Origin of the sequence: Gemmobacter aquaticus (genome assembly GCF_007859075.1) — a bacterium.
Taxonomy (GTDB): domain Bacteria; phylum Pseudomonadota; class Alphaproteobacteria; order Rhodobacterales; family Rhodobacteraceae; genus Gemmobacter; species Gemmobacter aquaticus.
The window spans coordinates 13,616-35,867 of sequence record NZ_VOAK01000027.1 but is presented as its reverse complement, the minus strand read 5'-3'; the positions used below and the strand labels follow the sequence as shown (position 1 = coordinate 35,867).

The 22,252-nt window shown below is 66.5% G+C and carries 15 protein-coding genes; 6 read left to right on the top strand and 9 right to left on the bottom strand.

The genetic code is table 11. The features are described 5' to 3' along the window. The first annotated feature begins 2 nt into the window (after nt 1–2). From tssK to tagF, 4 genes are read left to right on the top strand one after another with little or no spacing between them, the layout of a single operon-like run. Nucleotides 3–1,334: a type VI secretion system baseplate subunit TssK gene (gene tssK / locus FQU74_RS18690; RefSeq protein ID WP_146288001.1), complete on the top strand. Its 1,332-nt coding sequence runs from the start codon at nt 3–5 to the stop codon at nt 1,332–1,334. Next, the gene (gene tssL / locus FQU74_RS18685; protein ID WP_146288000.1) at nt 1,334–2,716 is read left to right on the top strand and encodes a type VI secretion system protein TssL, long form; all 1,383 of its coding nucleotides are present in this window, start codon (nt 1,334–1,336) and stop codon (nt 2,714–2,716) included. Before tssK ends, tssL begins: the two co-directional genes overlap by 1 nt. Then, the gene (gene tssM / locus FQU74_RS18680) at nt 2,716–6,255 is read left to right on the top strand and encodes a type VI secretion system membrane subunit TssM (protein WP_146287999.1); all 3,540 of its coding nucleotides are present in this window, start codon (nt 2,716–2,718) and stop codon (nt 6,253–6,255) included. The genes tssL and tssM overlap by 1 nt, the downstream gene beginning before the upstream one ends. Beyond that, nucleotides 6,237–6,734: a type VI secretion system-associated protein TagF gene (gene tagF, locus FQU74_RS18675; protein WP_146287998.1), complete on the top strand. Its 498-nt coding sequence runs from the start codon at nt 6,237–6,239 to the stop codon at nt 6,732–6,734. Before tssM ends, tagF begins: the two co-directional genes overlap by 19 nt. Nucleotides 6,735–6,742: 8 nt before the next feature. Here tagF and FQU74_RS18670 read toward each other — a convergent pair whose 3' ends face one another. From FQU74_RS18670 to FQU74_RS18655, 4 genes are all read right to left on the bottom strand, one after another. Then, a complete protein-coding gene (locus FQU74_RS18670) occupies nt 6,743–9,058 on the bottom strand; it encodes a type VI secretion system Vgr family protein (RefSeq protein ID WP_146287997.1) in 2,316 nt (771 codons plus the stop codon). Between the two features lie 105 nt (nt 9,059–9,163). Further along, nucleotides 9,164–11,581, bottom strand: a complete 2,418-nt coding sequence (locus FQU74_RS18665) for an ImcF-related family protein (RefSeq protein WP_146287996.1) — start codon at nt 11,579–11,581, stop codon at nt 9,164–9,166. A gap of 2 nt (nt 11,582–11,583) precedes the next feature. Then, nucleotides 11,584–12,462 carry a M15 family metallopeptidase gene (locus tag FQU74_RS18660; protein ID WP_146287995.1) on the bottom strand — a complete coding sequence of 293 codons (879 nt, stop codon included), beginning with the start codon at nt 12,460–12,462 and terminating at the stop codon, nt 11,584–11,586. A 3-nt stretch (nt 12,463–12,465) separates the two neighbouring features. Next, entirely contained in the window at nt 12,466–13,215 is a 750-nt protein-coding gene (locus FQU74_RS18655; protein ID WP_146287994.1) for a PP2C family protein-serine/threonine phosphatase, read from the bottom strand. A 161-nt stretch (nt 13,216–13,376) separates the two neighbouring features. On the opposite strand from FQU74_RS18655, the gene FQU74_RS18650 reads away from it, so the two are divergent. Next, entirely contained in the window at nt 13,377–14,084 is a 708-nt protein-coding gene (locus FQU74_RS18650; protein ID WP_146287993.1) for an OmpA family protein, read from the top strand. On the opposite strand, the gene FQU74_RS18645 is transcribed toward FQU74_RS18650, so the two are convergent. The 5 genes from FQU74_RS18645 to FQU74_RS18625 all read right to left on the bottom strand — a co-directional run bounded on the left by FQU74_RS18645 (nt 14,081) and on the right by FQU74_RS18625 (nt 20,092). Beyond that, a complete protein-coding gene (locus FQU74_RS18645) occupies nt 14,081–16,123 on the bottom strand; it encodes a caspase family protein (protein ID WP_146287992.1) in 2,043 nt (680 codons plus the stop codon). The two genes, FQU74_RS18650 and FQU74_RS18645, sit on opposite strands and share 4 nt — an antisense overlap. 20 nt (nt 16,124–16,143) lie before the next feature. After that, entirely contained in the window at nt 16,144–17,604 is a 1,461-nt protein-coding gene (locus tag FQU74_RS18640; RefSeq protein ID WP_158635640.1) for a caspase family protein, read from the bottom strand. Between the two features lie 108 nt (nt 17,605–17,712). Beyond that, nucleotides 17,713–18,627 (bottom strand): LysR substrate-binding domain-containing protein, encoded by a 915-nt coding sequence (locus FQU74_RS18635; protein ID WP_146287990.1) that lies wholly within the window; start codon nt 18,625–18,627, stop codon nt 17,713–17,715. A gap of 5 nt (nt 18,628–18,632) precedes the next feature. After that, nucleotides 18,633–19,265, bottom strand: coding sequence for a TetR/AcrR family transcriptional regulator (locus FQU74_RS18630; RefSeq protein WP_146287989.1), 633 nt, complete (start codon nt 19,263–19,265; stop codon nt 18,633–18,635). Between the two features lie 41 nt (nt 19,266–19,306). Beyond that, complete coding sequence (locus FQU74_RS18625; protein ID WP_146287988.1) at nt 19,307–20,092, bottom strand: pyrroline-5-carboxylate reductase family protein; 786 nt, start codon at nt 20,090–20,092, stop codon at nt 19,307–19,309. Between the two features lie 102 nt (nt 20,093–20,194). On the opposite strand from FQU74_RS18625, the gene hpbA reads away from it, so the two are divergent. Then, the gene (gene hpbA / locus FQU74_RS18620; protein WP_146287987.1) at nt 20,195–22,231 is read left to right on the top strand and encodes an N-methyl-L-proline N-demethylase HpbA; all 2,037 of its coding nucleotides are present in this window, start codon (nt 20,195–20,197) and stop codon (nt 22,229–22,231) included. Nucleotides 22,232–22,252 lie beyond the last annotated feature (21 nt).

The window sequence follows — 22,252 nt, the reverse complement described above, 5'->3', positions numbered from 1 at the left end:
CGATGAGCGACAGCAACAAGGTGGTCTGGAGCGAAGGGCTGTTCCTGCGCGCGCAGCATTTCCAGCAGCAGGATCGCCATGCCGAGGCGCTCTTGCGGGCAGGTCTGGCCGCACTGCCCCGGCAGAGCTTTGGTTTCACCCGGCTGACGCTTGATCGAGCGGCACTTGATGGGGGCCGTCTGGCGATCTCGGATGCGCAGGGGATATTTCCAGACGGCACGCCCTTTACCCTGCCCGGCACGATGCTGCCCCCGCCGCCCGTTCCGGTCGCGGCCAATGCCGCTGGCCTTGCCTGCCTTGCGATCCCTGCCGAACAGGCCGGAAACCCCAGTATTGACCCCGCCCATGCCGAACCGTCGGGCGCGCGCTGGCGCGGCACCTATCAGGTGGCACGCGATGCGCTGCGCGGCGGGGCCGAGGCCGAAGAGATCGAGACCGCCCGGCTTTCGGCCCGGTTTCTTCTGCCCGGCGAACAGGCCGCAGGCTATGTGACACTGCCCGTCGCGCGGCTGGAGGGGTTGCGTGCCGACGGGGCCGTGGCACTGGATGACGGGCATCTGCCGCCCGCGCTGACCATGGGGGCGGTGGCGTGGTATGCCAGCCTCTTGCAAGAGATCGTCGCAGGTCTGGACCGGATTGCCGATGCGCATGGTCGTCTGGTGGTCAGCGGCAGCGGCGCCTCGGTCGAGAACCTGATGATCCTGCATCTGGCCAATTCGGCGCGGCCGCGCCTCGCGCATGTTCTGGCGCAGAACCTGCATCACCCGTCAGAGCTTTATGAGGAGCTGGCGGGCCTTGCCGGGCAGATGGCGACCTTTGGTTCATCCCTGCGCCGGCTGAGCGAACTGCCCGGCTATGATCACACCGACCCGCAACCCGCCTATGCCGCACTCGCCGATACCTTGCGCTCGCTGATCCTGTCGCTGCGCCATGTCGAGCCAAAGTCGCGGGTGATGGCCGTCGCGCGCCACGCCCAGAACATCTGGAAGGTGCGGATCGACAACCCGGAAATCCTGCGCACATGCCGCATCGTGATCCGCGTGGGGTCCGAGATGTCGGACGAAAGCTTGCGCCGGATCTTTGTCGATCAGGCGACGGTCGGTGCGGCGGATGTGTTCGAGCAGCTCTGGAAATCGCGCCTGCCAGGCATTCCGCTGAAGCCGCTTTACTCGCAGCCGCGCGAGATCCCGTTTGATGGCGAGAGGCTCTGCCTTGAGCTGGACCAGAAATCAGAACATTGGGCGCATCTGCAGGACGCGCCCGGATTTGTCATCGGCGTCTCGGGCGTGCTTGAGCGCGAGCCGCAGATCGACTGTTACGCAGTGAGCCGGTGATGGGCGAAAACGACGATCCCTTTGGCCTTTCCAATGACGCAGGGCGCACCCGCATTCGCCCGGTCCGCAGCGACCGGCCTGCAGTCACCCAAGGGGCATCGTCCGGACCGCCTGCCGCTTTTGCACCCGCTCCCGCCGCATCGGGGGTCCGCGCCCGGTTGCGCCACAGCCGGGCGGGCGCCAATCCATTGGTCGCGGCCTTTGCCCCCCTGATGGAGTTCGCCCCCGAGCTTGAGCGGGCGACCGCCCCGCCACAGGCCGAAAGCCTGCGCGTGCGGCTATTCGATGCGCTGATCGACGCGCGCGATGCAGCCGTGGGCCAGGGGGTGCCGCTGGCCCGTGCCGATCAGGGGGCGTGGTGCGTGGCCGCGCTGATCGACGATCTGGCGCTGAACACCCCATGGGGCGGGCACAGCGACTGGCCGCGCCAGCCCCTTGTCACGCAACTGTCGGGTGAGGTCGATGCCGGGACCCGGTTCTTTGAGCGTTTCGAGGATCTGCTGCGCCACCCCAACCGCGATCCGCATCTTCTTGAACTGGCCTATCTCTGTCTGGGTCTTGGGTTTCGGGGCAAGTACCGTGTGCAGGGCACCGCCGCCGATGGTGCGATCCTCGCGCTGCGCGGACAGGCCGCCCGTTTGTTGCGCAACCCCGATCGCGAGCAGGCCCCCCTTTCGCCGCATTGGCAGGGCGTGGCCGCCCCCGATCAGCCCCGCCGTTTTGCCCTCCCCCTCTGGGCGGTCGCAGTGGCGGCAGCCGCGCTTGTCACCGGGATATATGCAGGGCTTGGCCTGCAGCTTTCCACCCGAAGCGAGCAGCTTTTCACCCTTGCAAACGCCCTGCCCCCGACACAGCGTGCGGAACTCTTTCGCCCGGTGCGCGATACCGCCGCCGAGCCGCCGCAGATAGAGCTTGCCCCCACAAGCTTTGAGCTTCTACCCGCCATCACCGCGGCTGCCCCGCCCGAGACCGCCAAGGCAATCGACGGGAACGAAGATCCGGCGCTGGTCGTCCTTCGCCTGCAAGGCAGCGCACCCGAGCTGTTCCGGTCGGCCAAGGCGGATCTGAACCCCGAATACCAGCCGCTGATCGCGGCCATCGCCGGGGTTCTGAAAGAGAATGACGAGCTGATCGGCGGCGTCACCGTCATCGGCCATACCGACAACGTGCCGGTGCAGCGTTCCAACCCCTTCGCCTCGAACCAGGGCCTGTCAGAGGCGCGGGCAGAACGGATCGCGGCCCTGCTGGCCGCAAGCGGCGTGCCCGAGGCGAAGCTGCGTCACGAAGGCCATGCCGACGCCGAGCCGATTGCCGGCAATGACACAAAGGAGGGCCGCGCCCGCAACCGTCGCGTCGAAATCCGGATCGAGAAGAGGCTTTAATGCGCATCCTGAAGGCGATCCTGCGGTTTCTGTTTTCGAGGCGGCTATGGACCGCCATCGGGCTTTTGCTGCTGTGCGCACTGATCTGGCTGTTCGGGCCCCTGCTCGCCATCGGTGATCTGGTTCCGCTGGAGTCCGAGTTTGCGCGCGGGATCACCATCGGCGCGCTGCTGATCCTGTGGCTGTTCTCGCTTCTTCTGACGCAACTGCGCGCGGCGCGGCGCAACCAGCTGTTCGTGACCGAGCTTGCCCAACCCACTGCAGCCCCCACGGCACGGCCCGGCGATGCCCAGATGGCCGAGGTCACGTCAAAGTTCCAGAACGTGCTGGCCGAGATGAAGCGTGCCAAGATCGGCAACCGCCGCTTTCTGCGCGATATGCCGTGGTATCTGATGATTGGCCCACCGGGCACCGGCAAGACCACCGCACTGCGCCAGTCGGGGCTGCATTTCCACATCGACCTGACCGACGACCTGCAAGGCGTTGGCGGCACACGCAACTGCGACTGGTTCTTTACGGAAACCGCCGTGCTGATCGACACCGCCGGGCGCTATGTGCAGCAGGCCAGCGACCCCGAGGCCGATGCCCGCGAATGGGGCGGCTTTCTGGACTTGCTGAAACGGCACCGGGGGCGGCGCGCGTTGAACGGGGTGATCGTCGCGCTGTCCTCGCGCGAGTTGCTGGGGCCAGAGGCCGAGTTGCGCGCCCATGGACGCGAGATCCGCAAGCGGCTGACCGAGTTGCGCGAAAGACTGGGCATCCATCTGCCTGTCTATCTGCTGATCACCAAGGCCGACCTGATCCCCGGTTTCGAGGCATTCTTCGCCGATCTCACCTCGCGCGATCGCGAACAGGTCTGGGGCGCCACACTGCCAACCGGCGGCCGCGTTGACGGCCAGAGCATCGAACATGAGATGCAGACGCTTCTGGCACAGCTGGAGGCGCGGCTCGCCGGGCGCATGGCCGAGGATGCAGCCCTGCCCCGCCGCGCCGAGATCTTCCGCTTTCCCGCGCAGACCGCCCGGCTGGAGGCGCCGCTGAAGCTGTTGATCGACGTGGTATTCGGGGAAAGCCGCTATGAGGAGAGCCCCTGGCTGAGGGGCTTCTACCTCACCTCGGCCACGCAGGAAGGCTCGCCCATCGACCGGCTGGTGAGCGAGTTGTCTTCGGCCTTTGGCATGATGGCCGAGCCCCCGCCGCGCCGTGCCCATGCGGATACGCGGTCCTATTTTCTGCGCAACCTGATCACCGATGTGATCTTCCCCGAGGCGGGGCTTGGCGTCTTTGACCCCGCAACCGAGCGGCGGCGGCGCTGGATCTGGCGCGGCTCGCTGGCGGGGGCGGTGTTCCTGACCGCGGCCCTTGGCCTTGCATTCCTCTATGCCTTTCTGCGCTGGTCGGGCGGCATCGCCGATCAGGAGCGTTTGCTTGCCGACCTGTCGGGGCGGCTCTCAAATGTCGCGGCGCGTCAGGCACCGACCGATCCGCTGGACCTCGATCTCGCGCTTGAGGCGGCCACCACGGTCGAGGCCGCGCGAACCGAAGTGCCGCAGAACGCGCTGACGCTTCTGGGCCCCACCGCCAGCGCCGAGATCGCCCGCGCCCAGACCGTCGCCTATGAGCGCACGCTGAAAAACGTGCTGGAGCCGCGCATGGTGGCGCTGCTGGAGGCCACGCTCTGGCGCAGCATCCGTGACCCCGATTTCCTGCTGGGCGGTCTCAAGGCCTATTTCATGCTGACGGGGCTTGCGCCATCGGACCGTGATTTCCTAGCTCGCTGGTGGCAAGAGGCGCTGCCCGCAGAGGCCCCCGTCGATCCCTTCCCGACCGAGGCGGCGCTGGCGCATCAATTGGCCGCGATCGACCGGATGTCACGCGATCCCGATCGCATCGCCCCTGACCAGACCCTTGTGGCAACCGCGCTGGAAAGCATCTGCACCATCCCCCTTGCCGTGCGTGCCTATGGCGCGCTGCGGCAAGAGGCGGCGATCACCGACCTGCCGGAATGGATTCCGGCAGAAAAGGCGGGGCCCAACGGCACCCGCGTTCTGACGCGGCTGTCGGGCAAGACGCTGCGCGTGGGGCTGCCCGGCGCCTATACCTATGCGGGCTTCCACGATGTCGTCCTTCCCCTGATCCCCGAGATCGCCGCGCAGGCCGCACTTGACCGGGCGGTGTTTGCGGGGGGCTGCGCCGAAAGCTCTGACGCCTCGGTCGCGACGCTCGAGGCTGATATCCTGAAGCTCTACGGCGACGATTTCATCGCCCAGTGGGATGGCTTCCTGCGTGACGTGCGGCTTGCGCCCTTGAACGACCTGACACTGGCGACGGCGAACCTCAAGGATCTGGCAAGCCCGGACAGCACACTCAAGCGCCTCTTGCGCGCGATTGTCGATGAGACTGATCTGACGCGCCCGGCCGAGGCGGGCGCCGAAGGGGGCGAGGTGCCGAAGGGCGTGATCAATGCGGCCACCAAGAAGCTGGGCAAGGTGGGCAAGCTGATCAAGAAGGGAACCAAGCTTGCCGGGCAGGACGGCGGCGGCGCACCTGCCGATCCGCCGGGCACCGATATCGCCAGCCACTTCGCGCCGCTGAAATCGGTCATTGACGAGGTTGACGGTGTGCCGCCGCGCATCGCAGACGCCGAACTTGCGCTCGGCGCGCTGGCAAACGAGTTGCAGACCGTCGCGGCCAGCCCCGATCCGCAGGCCGCACTTCTGGCGCGTGGGGGCCTGCCGCAACTGACCGGGGCGCTGGCCGTGGTGGCGCAGGCCCTGCCCGACCCGGTGGATGACTGGGTGGGCGGCGTTGCGGGCGATACGATCACCGTCACGCGTGAGGCGGTGATCGCCCAGTTGAATGCGCGCTGGAAGGCCGATGTAATGCCCTTCTGCACGCAGGCCACCGCAGGGCGCTATCCCTTTGTCGCCGACAGCGCGATCGACGTGAATGTGGCGGATTTCCAGCGCCTCTTCGGCCCCGGCGGGATGATCGACAAGTTCGTGACCGACAATCTGCTGGCCTATGTCGATACGACCGTCCGGCCATGGGTCTGGCGTGCGGACTTCGGACTTGATCCCGCGCGGCTGCAACCCTTTGAACAGGCCAGATCCATCCGCGACGGGCTGTTTCCGGGCGGGGCCGGTCCGATCATGGCCTTCACGCTGGAGCCCAAGGACCTTTCACCCAATGCCGCGAGGGTGACGCTGAATCTCGATGGGCAGAACCTCGTCTACTTCAACTCGGCCGTGCGTCCGACACCGATGACCTGGCCGGGCAAGGACGGCACGAACCTCATCGCGCTTTCTTTCGCCCCCGTGGATGGCAGTGCCGAGGCCGTGATGTCGGAAACCGGGTCCTGGGCCTTCCTGCGGCTGATCCGCAAGGGTCGCCTCAGCCGGACCGATCTGCCCGAACTGTTCCGCCTGCGCCTGGCTTTCGGCGGCTTCAGCGCCGATTTCGAGTTGCGGGCGGCCTCGGTCGAGAACCCGTTTGACCTGCGCATGTTTGGCAATTTCCGATGCCCCGAGGGGTTCTGACCGCCCCCTTCGCCGGGTTCTTCGGCAAGCTGCCGACCACGGGTGATTTCGTCGCGCGGGGTCTGCCCGATGGCTTCCGCCTGAAATGGGACCCATGGGTTGCCCGCCATCTCGCACCGCGGCTGAACCGCAGATGGCCAGACGGCGGTCTGCGCTTCCGTCTGGTTTCGGGCGGGCGGATCGCGGCGGGGGTGATCCTGCCCGGGGCTGATCGGGTGGGTCGCGCCTTCCCGCTAAGCCTGATCCTGATTGCCCCGGCGCTGCCGGACCCTGAGGGGTTGGAGGGCTGGTGCGATGCCGCGGGCACACTGGACCCAAACCTGGGCGCAGATACCCTGTGGGATGCGCTTGAGGCGCTGCCGGTGCCCGAGGGCGCGGGCACGGATGCGCCCTTCCTGATCTGGGCGCGGGGCCAGCCGCCCCTGCCCCTTGATCCCGCCGCTCCGGATGCGGCGCTCGACCAGTTTCTGCCGGTTTAGGGCGAACGTCAGTTCATATTGATCTTCGACCCCTTGGCCGTGATATCCCCCCCGGCCTTGAGGTTGATCTTGCCCGACCCGTCAATGGTGATGTCCTTGCCCTTCAGGATGATCGTGCCATCCTTCTTCATGGTGATCTGGGCTGAGCCGCATTTCAGGGTAATCTCGTCAGTCACGTCGAAGGCGAGGCTTTTGCCGACCTTCACGCCCATATTGCCATCGACCTGCATCATCGCATCCTTGGCAACCGTGGTGGCCTGCGCACCGCCGATGGTATTGGCCTGATCGGCGCCTACGTTCAGCGTCTGCTTCGCGCCGATGGTGACCGACTGATCCGACCCCACCGAGACGGTTTGCCCGCCCCCGACTGTCCAGCCATCATCGGCGCCAATGGAATGGGTCTGGCCCGCGCCCACGGTCACGCTGCGACTGGCGCCGATCGTGTTCGTCTGCACTGCCCCCACGCTGCGCGTCTCAGACGCCCCCACCGTATCGACCCGCGCCGCCCCCACCGTCACCGCCTGCGCAATGGCGACGGTCTGGGTGTGGTTCGCCCCTATGGTCTCGGTCGAGTTTGACCCGATGGAGATCGTCTCGTTGGCACCCACCGTCAGCGACCGGTCAGCGCCCACGGTTTCGGTATCATTGACCCCGATCTGGACGGTGCGGTGCTGGCCGACACTCGTGGACTTGTCACGCCCGACACTTTCGGTGCGGTCATTGCCCACGGATTGTTGCGCATCATGGCCGACATCCTCGGCGAAATCATTGCCGATGGTGCGGCTTTCGTTGTTCTTGACCAGCTCGTTGTGGTCCTTCTCGGCCTGGAAATAGACCTCTTCCGAGCCGGCCTTGTCCTCGAAGCGCAACTCGTTCCAGCCGCCGCCACCGGGCGAGGAATTCGACTTCCACCCCGATTGCGTCGCATTGCCCGGCAGGCCATAGGGCGGCATCTGCGCGGCGTTATAGACACGGCCGGTGATGATCGGCTGATCGGGATCGCCTTCGAGGAAATCGACGATCACCTCTTGCCCGATGCGGGGGATCTGGATGAAGCCCCATCCGGCGCCGGCCCAGGTCTGGCTGACGCGGATGAAACAGGTGGTGTTTTCGTCCCGCCTGCCTTCGCGGTCCCAGTGGAACTGCACCTTCACGCGGGCATATTTGTCGGTGAAGATCTCTTCTCCGGCTGGCCCCACCACCTGCGCTGTCTGCGGCCCGCGCATCACCGGGCGCGGCGTGCGCCGTTCCGGGCGATAGGCGATGCGGGCGGGGGCGAGTGTCACCGACACCTCATAGCCCAGATCGGCGCGTTCCTGCCCGCTGCGATACTGGTCATCCCACAGCCGATAGGCCGTGCGCAGCACCAGATAGTCGTCATTCTCGGCCTCGCGCGGGAACAGCTCCAGCCCGAAGGTGCGCCCGGACCAGAGCGTGCGGGCCGTGCCGGTCGCCTCGATGCGGATATGGGGGGCCTGCTGTTCCTCCAGCCGGATCGCGGTCAGGCGGTCACCCCGGCCAAGGTCAACATAGGTTCCGGGGTAGTGATATTGCTCGGCCCGGTCGGCCTTGTGCCCGATCGGCGCGACCGCCTTGGTCATAAGGTCGGCCGAGGGTTTCTCGAAATCATAGTCGGTCTGGGTAAAGGCGCCCGGTCGCACATGCGCAAGGGGGCGCCAGCCGGTGATGAAATCGCCCTCGCGAAAACTGATGCGGTTGTCGCCCTCATAGGGCAGCTTTCCGTCCCCCGGCACTGGTTTCAGCGCGGCATTGCCATCGACAAGGATCATGCGATGGGCGCCGTCCTCATGTTCGAACAAATAGAAGATGCCCTCATGCTCCAGCAAGCGCTGCACAAAGTTCAGATCGCTCTCGCCATACTGCACGCAGTATTCGCGCGGCGGATAGGACTTGCGCAGGCGCATCTCGAAGGCGGCGTCAGGATAGGCCGAAAACACCTTCTTCACGATCTCGACCACGCTGAGATTCTGGAAGATGCGGTTGTCGGTGTGCAGCGATAAAAGCCACAGCCAGGGCACCACGGTCACCCGGTAGATCGCTTGATCGTCGCGAAGTTCAGCCAGACCAAAGGCCGCGACGATGCCATGAAAGTGGCGCTTCGGCTCGCCCGAGACTGTGCCCGAGACTGTCACAGTCAGCGCGGTGCCAAGCACCCGATCGGCGGCAAGGTCGGTCTTGTCGCTGCTGAGCAGCAGATCAAAGCGAAAGGGCTGGCTGATCTCGTCTTCGCCCTCAAGCTGGGCAAAGCGGACATCGTCGCCAAACGCGGGCACGGAAACGGAAATCTCGCGATCCTGGGGCATGGGTGCATCCTTCGGGGGCGAACCAAGGCAATGGTGTGGAAATGACCTTCAACAACAGGATCAGCATAGCAGGTTTTGCCCGCCTGGTCGCGCCCAAGGCGGGGGTTACAGCACCTGCGCACACGTCAGATCGCGCAGAAGCATCCGCCGGGACAGAAGGTTCGCGGGCCGGTCCACCTCGATCTCGACAAAGAGGCGTGCGCCCTCGGTCCTGAGGTCGACGAGGAAACGCCTGCCCCCGTCGCGCTCGCGCAGGCGCAGCGGGCCAAGCAGGCGCAAAAGGCCCCAGGGACCGGCCTCGGACAGGCGGGCCTCGCCCGTAGGGGTGCGAAAGCTGACCTCGACACCGCGCGCGGGATCGGGGCCGGGCCATGCCAGCGACAGCGGCGCGCTGCGGGTTTCGACCGGGCCGCCCGCGCCGCCAATGGCGATGGTCGCGGCACCACGTTCAGCCAGCGCCGAGAAGGTCAGCCGCGTTTCCGGCCCGCTGGCAAAGAGATCCGACAGCCCCGCCAGACGCTGCAGGAACTCGGCGCTGTCGGGCGAGAGGCCGGCAAAACGCGCCTCGGGCTTCCAGCGCCAGGGCTGCGTCGTCATGTCGAGATAGGCCGCCGCCCGCCCCATGATGAAACGGTCCGCCACCCCGCCGGGGCCAAGCAGGCGCAGGACGACCGCGGGATCGGCGTCCGGCCCGGCGGCAAAGGGAAAGCGCCCCTCGATCGCGCCGCGACAGGCGCCCAGAACCTCGGCCTGCCAGGCGCGGGTCAGGGGGTTGGACATGAGATCGGCCTGCGCCGCGCCGGTCTGGGCCAGCACATCCTCGACGATCTGCACCACGACAAGCGGCGCCTGCCGCAGCGCCGCGACACTGGCCGCCCGCCCCTGCACCCCCATCAGGCGCTGCATCCCCGTGGGCGCATCGCGATCCATCGCACCAAGCGCCACGTTCAGCCCGGCAAAGAGCGCGGCAATCTCGGACATGCGCCCCTGTTCGACATACTGGATCATCGGCGCGAATTCGGCCGCGACCGCAATCTGCTGGGCATGGCTGCGGCGCCGGTCGGTGCCGCCCGCCTGATGCCAAACCTCGGTCAGCAGCGCGACCAGGGCTGAATCCCGCCGCGCCAGGGCGCCCGATATTCGCACCGCCTCTTCGGGGTCGGCAAAGGGACGCACGCGCAGATCAGCCAGATAGTCGCGCCATGTGGCCAGCGTCTCAGCCTGCAACTGCACCATCACCCGGTCGGGCGCATCATTCTGCCTCTTAGGAGGGGTTTTCAGCAGCCGCGCAGCCTGTTCCCGCGCCGACTGCACGGCAAGACCTGCGCCGGTATCGCGGGCCATGGTCCAGCCCGCCTGGGTGAAGAGGCCCGGCAGAGGATCGGCCATATCCCGACCCGACTTGCGGCGCAGGATATCCGAGAGGCCCGGCACCTGCGTCTCGGCCTGCCAGGGGACAAGCCCGGCTGCCAGATCAGAGCGGCGAAGTTCGAGAAACGCCAGATCAGCCTCGGATGCCTCGGCGGCGATGTCGCGCGCCTGCGCGATCAATTCGGGGTCGGCTGGCAAGGGCTGCAGCGGCGGGTCCAACACGGCGACATGCGGGGCGAGGCTCGGCAGAAGCGCGGGCCGGTCGGCGACCCACCCCGTCAGCCAGGCCCGCGACCACCCCCCGCCCCCATTCAGCACATCGACCGCGCGCAGCGAATCCCATGCCGCGACCGGATCGCCCTCGGTCGCCAGCGCCTCGTCCAGAGCCGCCGCAAGGACGACTGGCAAATGGGCGTTCACGGCGCTGGCATAGGTTGTGCGGGCAAGCTCTGCCGCGTCATAGCCAAGCGGCCCCGCAGCCATCCGCAGGGGCACGCGCGCGCCCTCGGATTCAACCCGCGCGGCTGCGGCCTGCAACCGGTCCAGCCGGGCGGCAAGATCGGGGGGCGGGGTCGGGCGATCAAGGCCGATCTCCAGCGCCTCGGCGGCAAAGACGCGCGACAGATCGCGGTGAAAGCGCCATTCGACCCAACCCGCCCATGCCAGCGCCGCGAGGCCAAAGCCTGCGACCAGCACCGCGACGATGCCCAGCCATCCGCCTTCGGTTTGCCGGTCGAACCGCTGGCGTCCGCCTTCAAGCTGCGCCCGGCAAGTGGTCAGAAAACCCGCAAGCCCCGCAAAGTCCGTGCCTGCCGTTTCGGCGCGGCGGATGAAGTCGTCCAGTTGTGCCGGTGACATCTCGCGCCCGTCAAACAGATGCCGGTTCGCCCCCGCCGCCCAGAGACCGGGATCGAGTCCCCGGTTCTGCCGCGCGCGGTGATCGATGACCAGCCCGAGCGCCAGCCGCGCGGGCGGGATGGCTGCAGCAGGCACCCCGGCGCGACCCAGATCGGCGGCAAATCGGTCGAGAAGCACCCCCGCCTGCCGGATGAGCGCCGCCTGATCCTCGTCCCGCACCCCGGCAAGGCGCGCGGCATAGGCAAGGGCGGGTTCCGCAGCGCGGGCATAGGTCGCCTGTCCCGCGGCGGCCATGACTAAAGCCGCCCTTCGGCCAGCCAGGCACGCAGCGTCTCTTCCCCCACCTCGAAATGCATCGAGTCTTCCCGGTTATAGGCCGCGCCCCAATACCAGCCCTCATCGTTGAAGTACTCGGCGAGGATCAACAGGCCGAACTGCGTTCCACCATCGGCAAAGGGATCAAGCTGGCCTTCCAGCGTCAGGTCGATCGCCGTACCCCAGGAATGGTTCGAGACCGAGGTGTTGGAGCCCCGGATGAAGCGCGCGCAGATCGCCCCGGCGGTGCCGACCTTGGCGTGGATATCAGGATCGGTTTCCTTCAGCCGCGCCAGAATCCGTTCCAGACTGTCGAGCGCGGGCTTCAGCATGGTGACCTTGATCGGGCCGATCTGCCGCGTCTCCATCAGCGACTTGAGGCGCGGGTTGGTGACGGGCTGACAATCGGTCGAATAGCTGTCACGCGGCGGACCGAGAAGCTCCATCATCACGCGGTTGCGGGGTTGGGTGATGTTCTTGTTGAAGCGCGTCTTGGCCAGCAGCATTTCTTCGGTCAGCCCCTCGGTCGGGGGGTTCTCGAAATCCTCGTCGGGCATTGCGGTGGGCATGTCCACCGGAGGCGCATCAAGATCGGGCGCTGCTACCACAGGGGCGCGGTTGGCAAGCAGGCTCAGATCCTCGCGCAGGCGGGCGAGATCGGCCTTGGCCTGCGCCACCTCGGCCTGCAGGCGTATCCGGGCCTCGCTTTCCGCCCTGAGCGTGGTCTCCAGCCGCGACAGGCGCAGCTCGGTGCCGCTGTCGGCGCTATTCAGAAGCGTTGTCACCACCGCGAATGCCATAGCGCCCACGACGACCCCGATGGCAACGATGATCGGCCCGGCAAGGTTGCCCTGCTGCATGGCCTAGCCCTGCCCCATGTCGATCACGATGACCGAGACATTGTCGGGCGCCCCGGCCTCCAGCGCCTCGCGCACTAGCGCCTCGCAGGTCTCGGACGGGGTGGCGGCCTGCGCCAGAATGGCGGCAATCGTGCCATCATAGACACAGCGCGGCAGACCGTCGGAACACATCAGGACCCGGTCTCCGACCAGCAGCGGCACGCTGACACTTTCCGCCTCAAGGCTTGGGGTGCCGCCGATGGCGCGGGTCACTACATGCGATTCCGGGTGGGTGGCGGCCTCGGCCTCGGTGATCTCGCCGCGCTCGATCAGGTCCTGCACAAGGCTATGGTCGCGGGTCAGCAACCGCAGCCGCCCGCCCCGCATCAGATAGGCCCGGCAATCCCCGGCCCAGACGACATGCGCCATGGCGCGCTGCACGATGGCCGCAACCACCGTGGCGCCCATCTGGCCAACCTCGGCCGCGCGGGCGCGCACCAGATCGTTGGCCAGAGCCAGATGTCGGATCAGGGCGGCGGCGGGGTCGGTGTCATCGGTCAGCGCGGCAAGGCTGTCGATCACCAGATCGGAGGCGACATCGCCATGGCCATAGCCGCCCATGCCGTCGGCCACCGCCCAAAGCACGCCCGATGGATCGGTCAGGATGGAATCCTCGTTTCTATCACGTACCCGGCCACGATGGGTCAGACCTGCGCCCTGCGGCACCGGGGCGGCCGGGCGCGGCATCGGCACGACGGTAATCGGGGCCGTCATCGCGGGCCTGCCGAAACCGGGCGCAAAGCGCCCCGGCCAGACCTGCCCCCCAAGTCGCAAGGGCCGCGCATAATGGCATCCATCCAACAGCGTGAATTGAAAACAAGGGTAGCATAGCCTAAACTGACCCTACGTTTAATGACCTTTTTGGAGGGCGCCCCATGCTTCGCCCATTCACCATTCTTTTGCTGTCCGGTCTTGCCTTTACATCGCCTGCCCATGCGCAGGACCTGACGGATGACGAGTTGCTGCAACGCTTTCAGGCACAGCGCGACGCCTTTCGCGCGGCCCGCATGTCTGAGAACGGCCAGACCCGCGGCCTGACACTGGTCACCGTGGATGAGGTGGGCCAGCCCCCGGCGGTTGACAGCGCGTCCCCCGGTCTTGGCACACCTGATCCGTTGGGCGCAGGCACGCAGGTCACCGCAACGCCCGAGGGAAGCACCCCCGCCGACGCACCCGGCACCGCCATCGCCGCCAGCACAGCGGCGGACACCGCCCCGCAGCCGGTATCCTTTGGCAAGCTTGACCCGGAAATGCAGGTCAATATGCGCATCGCCTTTGATTTCGACTCGGCCGCGCTGCGCGAGGATCAGAAGCCCCGCCTGCAACAGCTTTGCAAGGTGATGAAGGCAAGCGACATCCAGATGTTCCGCATTGTCGGCCATACCGACACCTCGGGCAGTTCGGCCTATAACCAGAAGCTGTCGCAATTGCGGGCGGATGAGGTGGTGCGCTTTTTCACCACCGATTGCGGCATCGCCCCGACTCGGCTCGAGGCGATCGGCCTGGGCGAGAGCTTCCCCGCCGATGCGGCAGACCCGAAATCTGCCGCCAACCGGCGGGTAGAGTTTCAGGCGACAAGCTAGCCGCCGTTCAGGCGCAGCCACTCCTCGGCGCGGGCGCGGGCGGCGGCAAGATCGGCATCGGGCAGCTTTAGCGCGGCCAGCTTTTCGGTGGCTTCTTCCTTTTGCTCAGGGCGCTTGTCATCGGCGGTCGCCTCGGCCAGCAGATATTGGAACGCAGCCTCGCCCGCATCCCGCTTGACCCCCTGCCCCGTGCGGTAAAGATCGCCCATCGCGATGCGCGCGGGCGCAAAGCCCAGATCGGCGGCGCGCTCAAACAGCAAAAGCGCAAGGGCGGGGTCGGCCTTGATGATCTTGCCATCGCGGTAATGGCGGCCAAGGTTGTAGGCGGCAAAACGGTTGCCACGCTCGGACGCCAGCGTCAGCCAGCGCAGACCCTCTTCTACCTGCGGCGGTCCGGCCTCGTCCGAGAGGTAAATCTGGCCCAGGTTGTTCATCGCATTGGTGCTGTCGAGCTCGGCGGCGATACGGTACAGCCGGATCGCCTCGGCCGGGTTGCGGTCAAGTCCCCGCCCCTGGTCGTCGCGACCCTTGCGATAAAGGTTGCCCAGCGTATCCAGCGCATTGGGCCAGCCGTTGCGGGCAGCCAGCCGATACCAGAGCACCGCCTCGTCGAGGTTCGGCGTGACCGACCAACCCCGCTCGAACATCTCGCCGATATTGGTGCGGGCGCGCAGATTGCCCAGATCGGCGGCGCGGCGATAGAATTTCATCGCCGTGGCATAGTCGCGCTCGCGCCCGCGCGCCGTCACGCTGAGAAAGCCGAGGTTCACCAGCGCCGCGCTGTAATCGGCGCCGCCTGCCAGCTTGTAGAACGATTCCGCCTCGTCATAGCGGCCTTGGATATCCAGAAGCCGGCCCATCTGATGCTGAAGGCGCGGGTTGGCCGGATCATCGGCAAGCGCCGCCGCACAGGCAATCAGCGCGCGCTTCACGTTGACCAACCCCCATGGCACGCCATCGGTGATCCGCCGGGGGTCATCCGGGTCACCGCCCAGGATGTCGCAATCGGTGATCACCACCGAAAGGCCGTTCGGATCACGTTGATCCTCGGGCACCGAGAATTGCACAAGGTCAAGCCCCCGCACCTGCGCCCCTTCCTGCTCAAGCGTCAGGGCAAGGCCGCGCGCATCGGCGACGCGCGCACTTTCGGGAAAGCGGTTGACGAAGGCACGGAAGTCTTCGGGCAGGCGACTGCCTTCGATGGCGGCCCACCAGATCTGCTCGACCACGGGGCGGACGCGGTCAACCGTCAGCTCGCCCGCGTCAACCTGAACCGGCGCCGCGCCGGAACTCGCCGGGCGAAAGACAAAGCTCCGCTCGATCGAGGCCGAGATGAAGGGGCGTTGCTGGCCATTGGTCCAGATGCGGACCGACCGGCGCACCGCGCGGAACACATCGAGGATGTCGCGGCCGGGCTTGTCCATCTCGGTCACCAGCGCGCCGGTGTAGGGGCTGTTGGCGCCGGTGCCGTCAAAGGCCACTTCGCCTGCCTGCGTGGCGAAACCGATCAGCGTCTCGCCACCCTCGCTTTCCATCGAGGCAAGGCCCCTGCCCCGCTCGCTGTCATCGGTGACAAAGGGATTGTCGCGGCAGGCATCCAGAATGAAGATGCCGAAATCCACCCCGCGTGCGTGAATGCGGTCAATGATGTCGGACGTGTTGATGCCCTGCGCGATGACCGCATCGGCCTTGCCCGCTTTGGTATCGACCGGCAGCAGATAGTTGCGCCCGTCACGCTGCACCGCATGGCCCGCGTAGTAGAAAAGTGCGACCGATCCTTCGGTCAGGCCGGCGGCAAACTGCTCGACGGCCTGTTCGAAGACTTCATTCCCGGCATTTTCTACTACCGTGACCTTGAAGCCCGTCTCCAGCAGAACCGCCGCCATTGACCGCGCATCGTTCAACGGGTTGCGCAGGTTGCCGATGGCGTAATCGGCGTTGCCAACGACCAGCGCGTGTCGCGGCTCGGACGGTTCTTGCGCAAGGGCCGCGTGGGCCAGAAACACCCCGGTCCAGATCAGGCAGATAAGGGCTCGCATGCCGCGTTCCTTTCAGGGGGTCAGCACATGTCGATCGGCGCGGGGAACGGCAAGAGGATCAGCTTGCCGCATTTCTTCTTGGGAGCCGGGGCCTCGCCCGGTGCAGTGGCTGCAGGTTTGGCTGCGGCCCCGGTTGTCGTGCGGGCGGCGGGCCGGGCCTTGGCCACCGGGGCGGGCGGGGCTGGGCATTTCGCGTTCTCCGGTCGCCTCAGCAGGGCCACGGTCTCTGGCGTGGGCTCCTCGACCTCAGGGGGCGCTGGCAGGCGGGCAATCTCGCGGAACCGCGCGAGGGCCGCGCGTGAGCCCTTGCCCCAATCCCCATCGATCACCCCGCGATAGCAGCCAAGCCGCTTCAGCTCGGTCTGTGCCGCCAGAATAACTTCGGGGTCGGGCCCTTCTGGAACCGGGGGCAGCAGGGCGGGCGGCGTTACCAGCGGCGGCGCGGGTTCCGGTGTCGTCGCAGGCGACACCGGCGCAGTCGTGGCGGTTTCGCTCGCCAGTGGCGCGGGCGGATCTCGGGTGGCAGGCGGGGGTTGGACCGTGCCCTTCTCAAGCAGCGCCACCTGCTCCAGCGCCGCATTGCGCAGCTCGGCACAGGGGAAATGCGCGACCGCAAAGGCGCGGAGCAGGCCCGCATCATTCAGCGAGGCAACCCCCTCCCAATCCCGCGCGGCGGCGGCGCAGGGGTCGGCTGCGGCGGGCGCGGCCTCGGCCCCGGGCGGCTTGGCGGCTGCAAGCAGATAGTCGCCGGTCAGCTCGTCGTAATAGGCCGGTCGCTGGCTGTGCCCGATCGAGGCGGCCTGCGCCTCCACCCGCGCGCGCAGGTCACGCGCAATCTCTTGCAGCGGGCGGTCGGGGTCGCGCAGGTAGGGCAGCAGGTTGCGGGTAAAGACCGAGTTGGGGTCGGCGTCCGCATCGCTCAGCCGGTCCAGCGCGGTTTGCCCGGTGCCTGCGGAATATAAGATGAAGCTGCCCTGCACGGCGGCCACCGGCGCAAGACCCCGGCCACTGCCGACCGACCGGGTGCCATTGCGCGGAAACGGGTTGTCGCGGCAGGCATCAAGGATCAGCACCGCCGTTTCGGCGCCGCGCGACTTCAGCGTCTCCATCACCTGATCCACGGCGATGCTTTCGGCCATGAGAAAGGCCTCGTCTCCTGGCCCCGCGGCAGGCGCATCGGCCGGGATCAGGAAGTTGCGCCCGTCGATCTGGATACCATGGCCGGCGAAGTAGAACAGAACCTCGTCCCCCGGCCCGGTGCGTGACACCATGTCCGACATCGCGCGCGAGATCTGTCGCCTGTCGGCATCGACCAGAAGCGAAACCTCCAGCCCCAGACCCTCAAGCGAGGCGGCGACCGACCTTGCGTCGTTCGTGGCCTTCCGCAGATCGGGAAGTGCGGTGTAGGCGTCTATGCCGATGACCAGCGCAAAACGCTGCGCAAGGGCGATCGAAGGTGCCAGAATGAGTGCGAAAACCAATAAGACTAAAATGTGCATGGCCATCGATCCAATAAATGACCTTGGCCAAGGCTACTCTCTTGGGCGATTCCCTCAAAATCAATTCCACCTCGCGGCAGTACGGGGATGTCAGCCGCCCGCCGCCCGTTGATCGAGCAGCCAGTTGCGCACGTCCTGTGCCGCGCGCGACAATGTTGCATCCTTCGGCCAGACAACATGAAAGCTCTTGCCTGTCGTCAGCACATGATCGGTCAGCCGGACAAGGACGCCCTTCTGGACCAGCCCCTCGATCAGGTGGCGCCAGCCGAGGGCGATGCCCTGCCTTTCCAGCACCGACTGCACGACCAGCACATAGTCGTTGATCTGCAACCCCTTGGGGACCTCGCGGGCGCTGACCCCGGCGGGGGCGAACCATTCGGCCCAGGTCGTGGCCTGCCGGAACGGCTCTTCCAGATGGATCAGCGGATGGGCCAGCAACGCGCGCACTGTTCCGGGGCGACCGGCGGGGGGCTGCCAGGCTGCGGCGCAGACCGGATAGATCTCTTCCGGCGCCAGCGCTTCGGCATGATACTGCGGCCAGTCCTGCGGATTGCCGCCGCGTATGCCAAGGGGAATACCCTCGCCCACCAGATCAAGGTCACGGTCGGCGGTCTGGATCCGCAGATCGACCTGCGGCAGATCCTCGCGGAACCGCGCCATGCGGGGCACCATCCAGAATGCCGCGAAGGCGGTTGAACAGGACAGCGTCACATGCCCGCCCGTCGCCACCGCCCGCAACCCCTGTGCCGAGCGCTGGATATGCGAAAGCCCGATGGCCACATCGGCGTGGAACTTCTGTCCTGCCTCGCTCAGCCTCACGCGGCGGTGTTCGCGCAGAAAGAGCGCGGTGCCGAGCTGGTTTTCCAGCCTGTGGATCGCATAGGAGACCGCCGCCTGCGTCATCCCCAATTCGCGCGCGGCGCCGCTGAAGCTGGAAAGCCGGCCTGCCACCTCAAAGACGACAAGGCTGTTGATCGAGGGCAGCAGGCGGCGCAGCGGCTCCATGGCGGTCAGCCCGGCACAAAGTCATGGCGGGCGTGAAAGCGCGCAAGCTCCCTCGCCTCGGGGGCGGTGCCGGTAAAGATCTGCACATAGGCCGGAATGCGCGCCATCCGGATCGCCAGATCCTCGCGCTGTTGCATCGCGATATAGCCGATCTGCGTCAGATAGACGGCGCGGGCGCGGGTCTCGGCATCGAGCGCGGCATGACCCCAGCGGTGGAACATCGCAATCAGCGCGGCAAGGCGACGTTCATCTTCGTCATTCAGCCGCGCCATCATCGCCGGATCCTGCAGCGCCCAGGACCGGATCGCGAATTCCAGTCGGCTGTCAAAGCTGGCATCCGAAAGAAAGCAGCTGATAAGATTCAGCATCGCTTCGGTTTCGGTCTCGGCAAAGGCGGCGCAGGCCGTGATCATCGGATCGGAGGTGCGCGCAACCCAGCGGTCGGACAGCGCGGCCAAAAGCGTCTCGCGGTCGCTGAAGTGCCAGTAAAAGCTGGTTCGCGCGATCCTGAGCCGTTTTGACAGAGGCTGAATGCGCACAGCATCGATCCCGCCTTCGACCAGCAAGGCAAGGGCGCCATCGAGCCAGACCTCGCGCGAGCCGCGCCAGCCGGTTTCTTGCGGTTCATCGCTTTTCATCGCACCCGTCATAGCCCAGATTCCCCGCGCCGCAACCGCCCTCAGCTTTCCTTGCCCGACGGATCGCAGGCCCGCAATGCCGCAGCAAGTCCGGCTTGGACCGCATGGGAAAAACCCGCCGCATCCGCGCCGTTCAATCCGGCAGCCGTGACACCCCTGTAGTCGCGAAAGGCTGCAACCGTCTCGGCCGCCGTGTCGATCCGGCCCTGCAACTGGCCTGCACCATCCACGATCACGGCCTCAACCGCGCGGCGCGCGATGGGTTCGGGCAGACCTTGCGCACGTGCAAAACCCAACATCGCCATGGCCATCAGTGCAGGATAGGCAGGGCCTGATCCGGGCAGCACGGTCATTACGTCAAGGTGGCGCTCCTCGGTCAACTCATCCGTCGTGCCGATGCTTTGCAGTATCCGCGCGACCGCTGCCTTGTCTTCGGGCGTGACACCCGGACCGGCCATCCATGGCGAATAAGATCTGCGCTGTTCGGCCAGCGCGTTGGGCATCACCCGCACGATCCGCGCCCCGGTCGCGGCCAGCGCCGCCAGCGGCACCATCGCCATGACCGAGATGACCAGTCGCCCCGGCGCGCGCAACTCAAGTGCGGGCCAGTCCTGCGGCCGGACCGAGACGATGACGATATCCGACCGCTCGACCAGTTCGGCAACCGTTCCCGCCCAATGCACCCCCGCATGGCCCAGATAGTCGGCCAGCCGCCCCTGCCGCACGAGCACCGTCAGGTTCTGCGGGGCAACCGTGCCGCTTTCGATCAGCGCTGCGCCAAGCGCGGACCCGATCCAGCCCATGGCCCCGATGATTCCGATCCTCATGTACCGCCGCTCCCAAAATGTTCCGCCCAGACCTTTAACTTGACACAAGTGAACATTTTATCCTAGACCTTTCGCATCACCCCCCTCAACAGGCAGGCCGCGATGTCGAATGATCCCCTTCTGCAACCCTATCGGTTGAAGCATCTGACTCTGCGCAACCGGATCATGATCACCAGCCACGAGCCTGCCTACCCTGAGGACGGGATGCCCAAGGGGCGCTACCGCGCTTACCACGTCGAACGCGCCAAGGCCGGGGTCGCGCTGACCATGACGGCGGGTTCCGCCTCGGTCGCGCGCGACAGCCCGCCCGTTTTCAACAACATCCTCGCCTGGAAGGATGAGGTCGTGGGCTGGATGAAGGCCATGGTCGACGAATGCCACGACCATGGCGCCGCCGTGATGATCCAGCTGACCCATCTTGGCCGCCGCACCCGCTGGGACAAGGGTGACTGGCTGCCCGTCTTGGCCCCAAGTCATGAACGCGAGGCCGCGCATCGCGCTTTCCCGAAGCGGATGGAAGACTGGGACATGACCCGCATCATCCGCGACTTCGCCGATGCGGCCGAGCGGATGAAGGCTGCGGGCGTCGACGGGATCGAGCTTGAGGCCTATGGGCACCTTCTCGAACAGTTTTGGTCGCCCCTGACCAATGATCTTGAGGCGCCCTATGGCGGCAGCCTCGACAACCGCCTGCGCTTTACCTTTGACGTGCTGCGCGCGATCCGTGACCGCTGCGGGTCGGAGTTCATCGTGGGCCTGCGCTATACCGGCGATCAGGTGCTGCCCGGTGGCATGACCCCAGCCGAGGGGATGGAGGTCAGCCACAAGCTGAAGGACAGCGGGCTTGTCGACTTCCTGAACGTGGTGCGCGGCCATATCGACACCGACCCCGGCCTGACCGACGTGATCCCCATTCAGGGCATGAAGAACGCCCCGCATCTGGACTTCGCGGGCGAGATCCGCGCGGCGACAGGGTTTCCAACCTTCCACGCGGCCAAGATCCCCGATGTGGCGACCGCGCGCCATGCCATCGCCAGCGGCAAGCTTGACATGGTGGGCATGACCCGCGCGCACATGGCCGACCCGCATCTGGTGCGGAAGATCATCGAGGGGCGCGAGGACGACATCCGCCCCTGCGTCGGCGCGAACTACTGCCTCGACCGGATCTATCAGGGCGGCATGGCCTTCTGCCTGCACAATGCGGCGACGGGGCGGGAAGAGACAATGCCGCACAGCATCCCGCCCGCCGCCACGAAGAAGCGCATCACCATCGTCGGCGCGGGCCCCGGGGGCATGGAGGCCGCCCGCGTCGCCTCTGAGCGCGGCCATGCGGTAACCGTGTTCGAGGCCGCCGACCAGCCCGGCGGCCAGATCCGCCTGACCGCGCAGGACGAACGGCGCCGCGAAATGGGCTCGATCATCGCCTGGCGCTTTGATCAATGCGAAAAGCGCGGCGTCAGCTTCAACTTCAACACCTATGCCGAAGCGGCGGATGTTCTGGCCACCGATCCCGATGAGGTGATCATCGCAACCGGTGGCCTGCCACATACCGAGGTGCTGGGCACTGGTAATGATCTGGTCCATTCAGCCTGGGACATCCTGTCGGGCGATGTGAAGCCGGGGCAAAACGTACTGATCTTTGACGATGCGGGCGACCACGCGGCGCTGCAGGCGGCCGATCTGATCAGCGCCACCGGGGCGGCGGTCGAGGTGGTGACCCCCGACCGCAGTTTCGCGCCCGAGGTGATGGCGATGAACCTCGTGCCCTACATGCGCAACCTGCAGAAGCGCAACACGACCTTCACCGTCACCTGGCGGCTGATCTCGGTCACCCGCGACGGCAACCGGCTGCGCGCAACGCTGGGCAGCGATTATGGCGATGTCACGCGCGAGCGGCTGGTCGATCAGGTGATCGTCAACCACGGCACCCGCCCCCTCGACGAGCTCTACTTCGAACTCAAACCCCAGTCGTCGAACCTCGGAGAGGTTGATTACGAGGCGCTGGCCACCGGCGCGCCCCAACAGGTCAGCCCGAACCCAAATGGCCGCTTCCGCCTCTTCCGCATCGGCGACGCCGTCGCCGCAAGAAACACCCATGCCGCGATCTATGACGCACTCAGACTGACAAAGGATCTGTGACAGGCGGACCAAGTGCTGCCC

What these genes read in the sequence shown, in the direction of transcription:
- tssK (WP_146288001.1), top strand. Translation starts at nt 3, where the DNA reads ATGAGCGACAGCAACAAGGTGGTCTGGAGCGAAGGGCTGTTCCTGCGC.
- tssL (WP_146288000.1), top strand. Translation starts at nt 1,334, where the DNA reads ATGGGCGAAAACGACGATCCCTTTGGCCTTTCCAATGACGCAGGGCGC.
- tssM (WP_146287999.1), top strand. Translation starts at nt 2,716, where the DNA reads ATGCGCATCCTGAAGGCGATCCTGCGGTTTCTGTTTTCGAGGCGGCTA.
- tagF (WP_146287998.1), top strand. Translation starts at nt 6,237, where the DNA reads ATGCCCCGAGGGGTTCTGACCGCCCCCTTCGCCGGGTTCTTCGGCAAG.
- FQU74_RS18670 (WP_146287997.1), bottom strand. Translation starts at nt 9,058, where the DNA reads ATGCCCCAGGATCGCGAGATTTCCGTTTCCGTGCCCGCGTTTGGCGAC.
- FQU74_RS18665 (WP_146287996.1), bottom strand. Translation starts at nt 11,581, where the DNA reads ATGGCCGCCGCGGGACAGGCGACCTATGCCCGCGCTGCGGAACCCGCC.
- FQU74_RS18660 (WP_146287995.1), bottom strand. Translation starts at nt 12,462, where the DNA reads ATGCAGCAGGGCAACCTTGCCGGGCCGATCATCGTTGCCATCGGGGTC.
- FQU74_RS18655 (WP_146287994.1), bottom strand. Translation starts at nt 13,215, where the DNA reads ATGACGGCCCCGATTACCGTCGTGCCGATGCCGCGCCCGGCCGCCCCG.
- FQU74_RS18650 (WP_146287993.1), top strand. Translation starts at nt 13,377, where the DNA reads ATGCTTCGCCCATTCACCATTCTTTTGCTGTCCGGTCTTGCCTTTACA.
- FQU74_RS18645 (WP_146287992.1), bottom strand. Translation starts at nt 16,123, where the DNA reads ATGCGAGCCCTTATCTGCCTGATCTGGACCGGGGTGTTTCTGGCCCAC.
- FQU74_RS18635 (WP_146287990.1), bottom strand. Translation starts at nt 18,627, where the DNA reads ATGGAGCCGCTGCGCCGCCTGCTGCCCTCGATCAACAGCCTTGTCGTC.
- FQU74_RS18630 (WP_146287989.1), bottom strand. Translation starts at nt 19,265, where the DNA reads ATGAAAAGCGATGAACCGCAAGAAACCGGCTGGCGCGGCTCGCGCGAG.
- FQU74_RS18625 (WP_146287988.1), bottom strand. Translation starts at nt 20,092, where the DNA reads ATGAGGATCGGAATCATCGGGGCCATGGGCTGGATCGGGTCCGCGCTT.
- hpbA (WP_146287987.1), top strand. Translation starts at nt 20,195, where the DNA reads ATGTCGAATGATCCCCTTCTGCAACCCTATCGGTTGAAGCATCTGACT.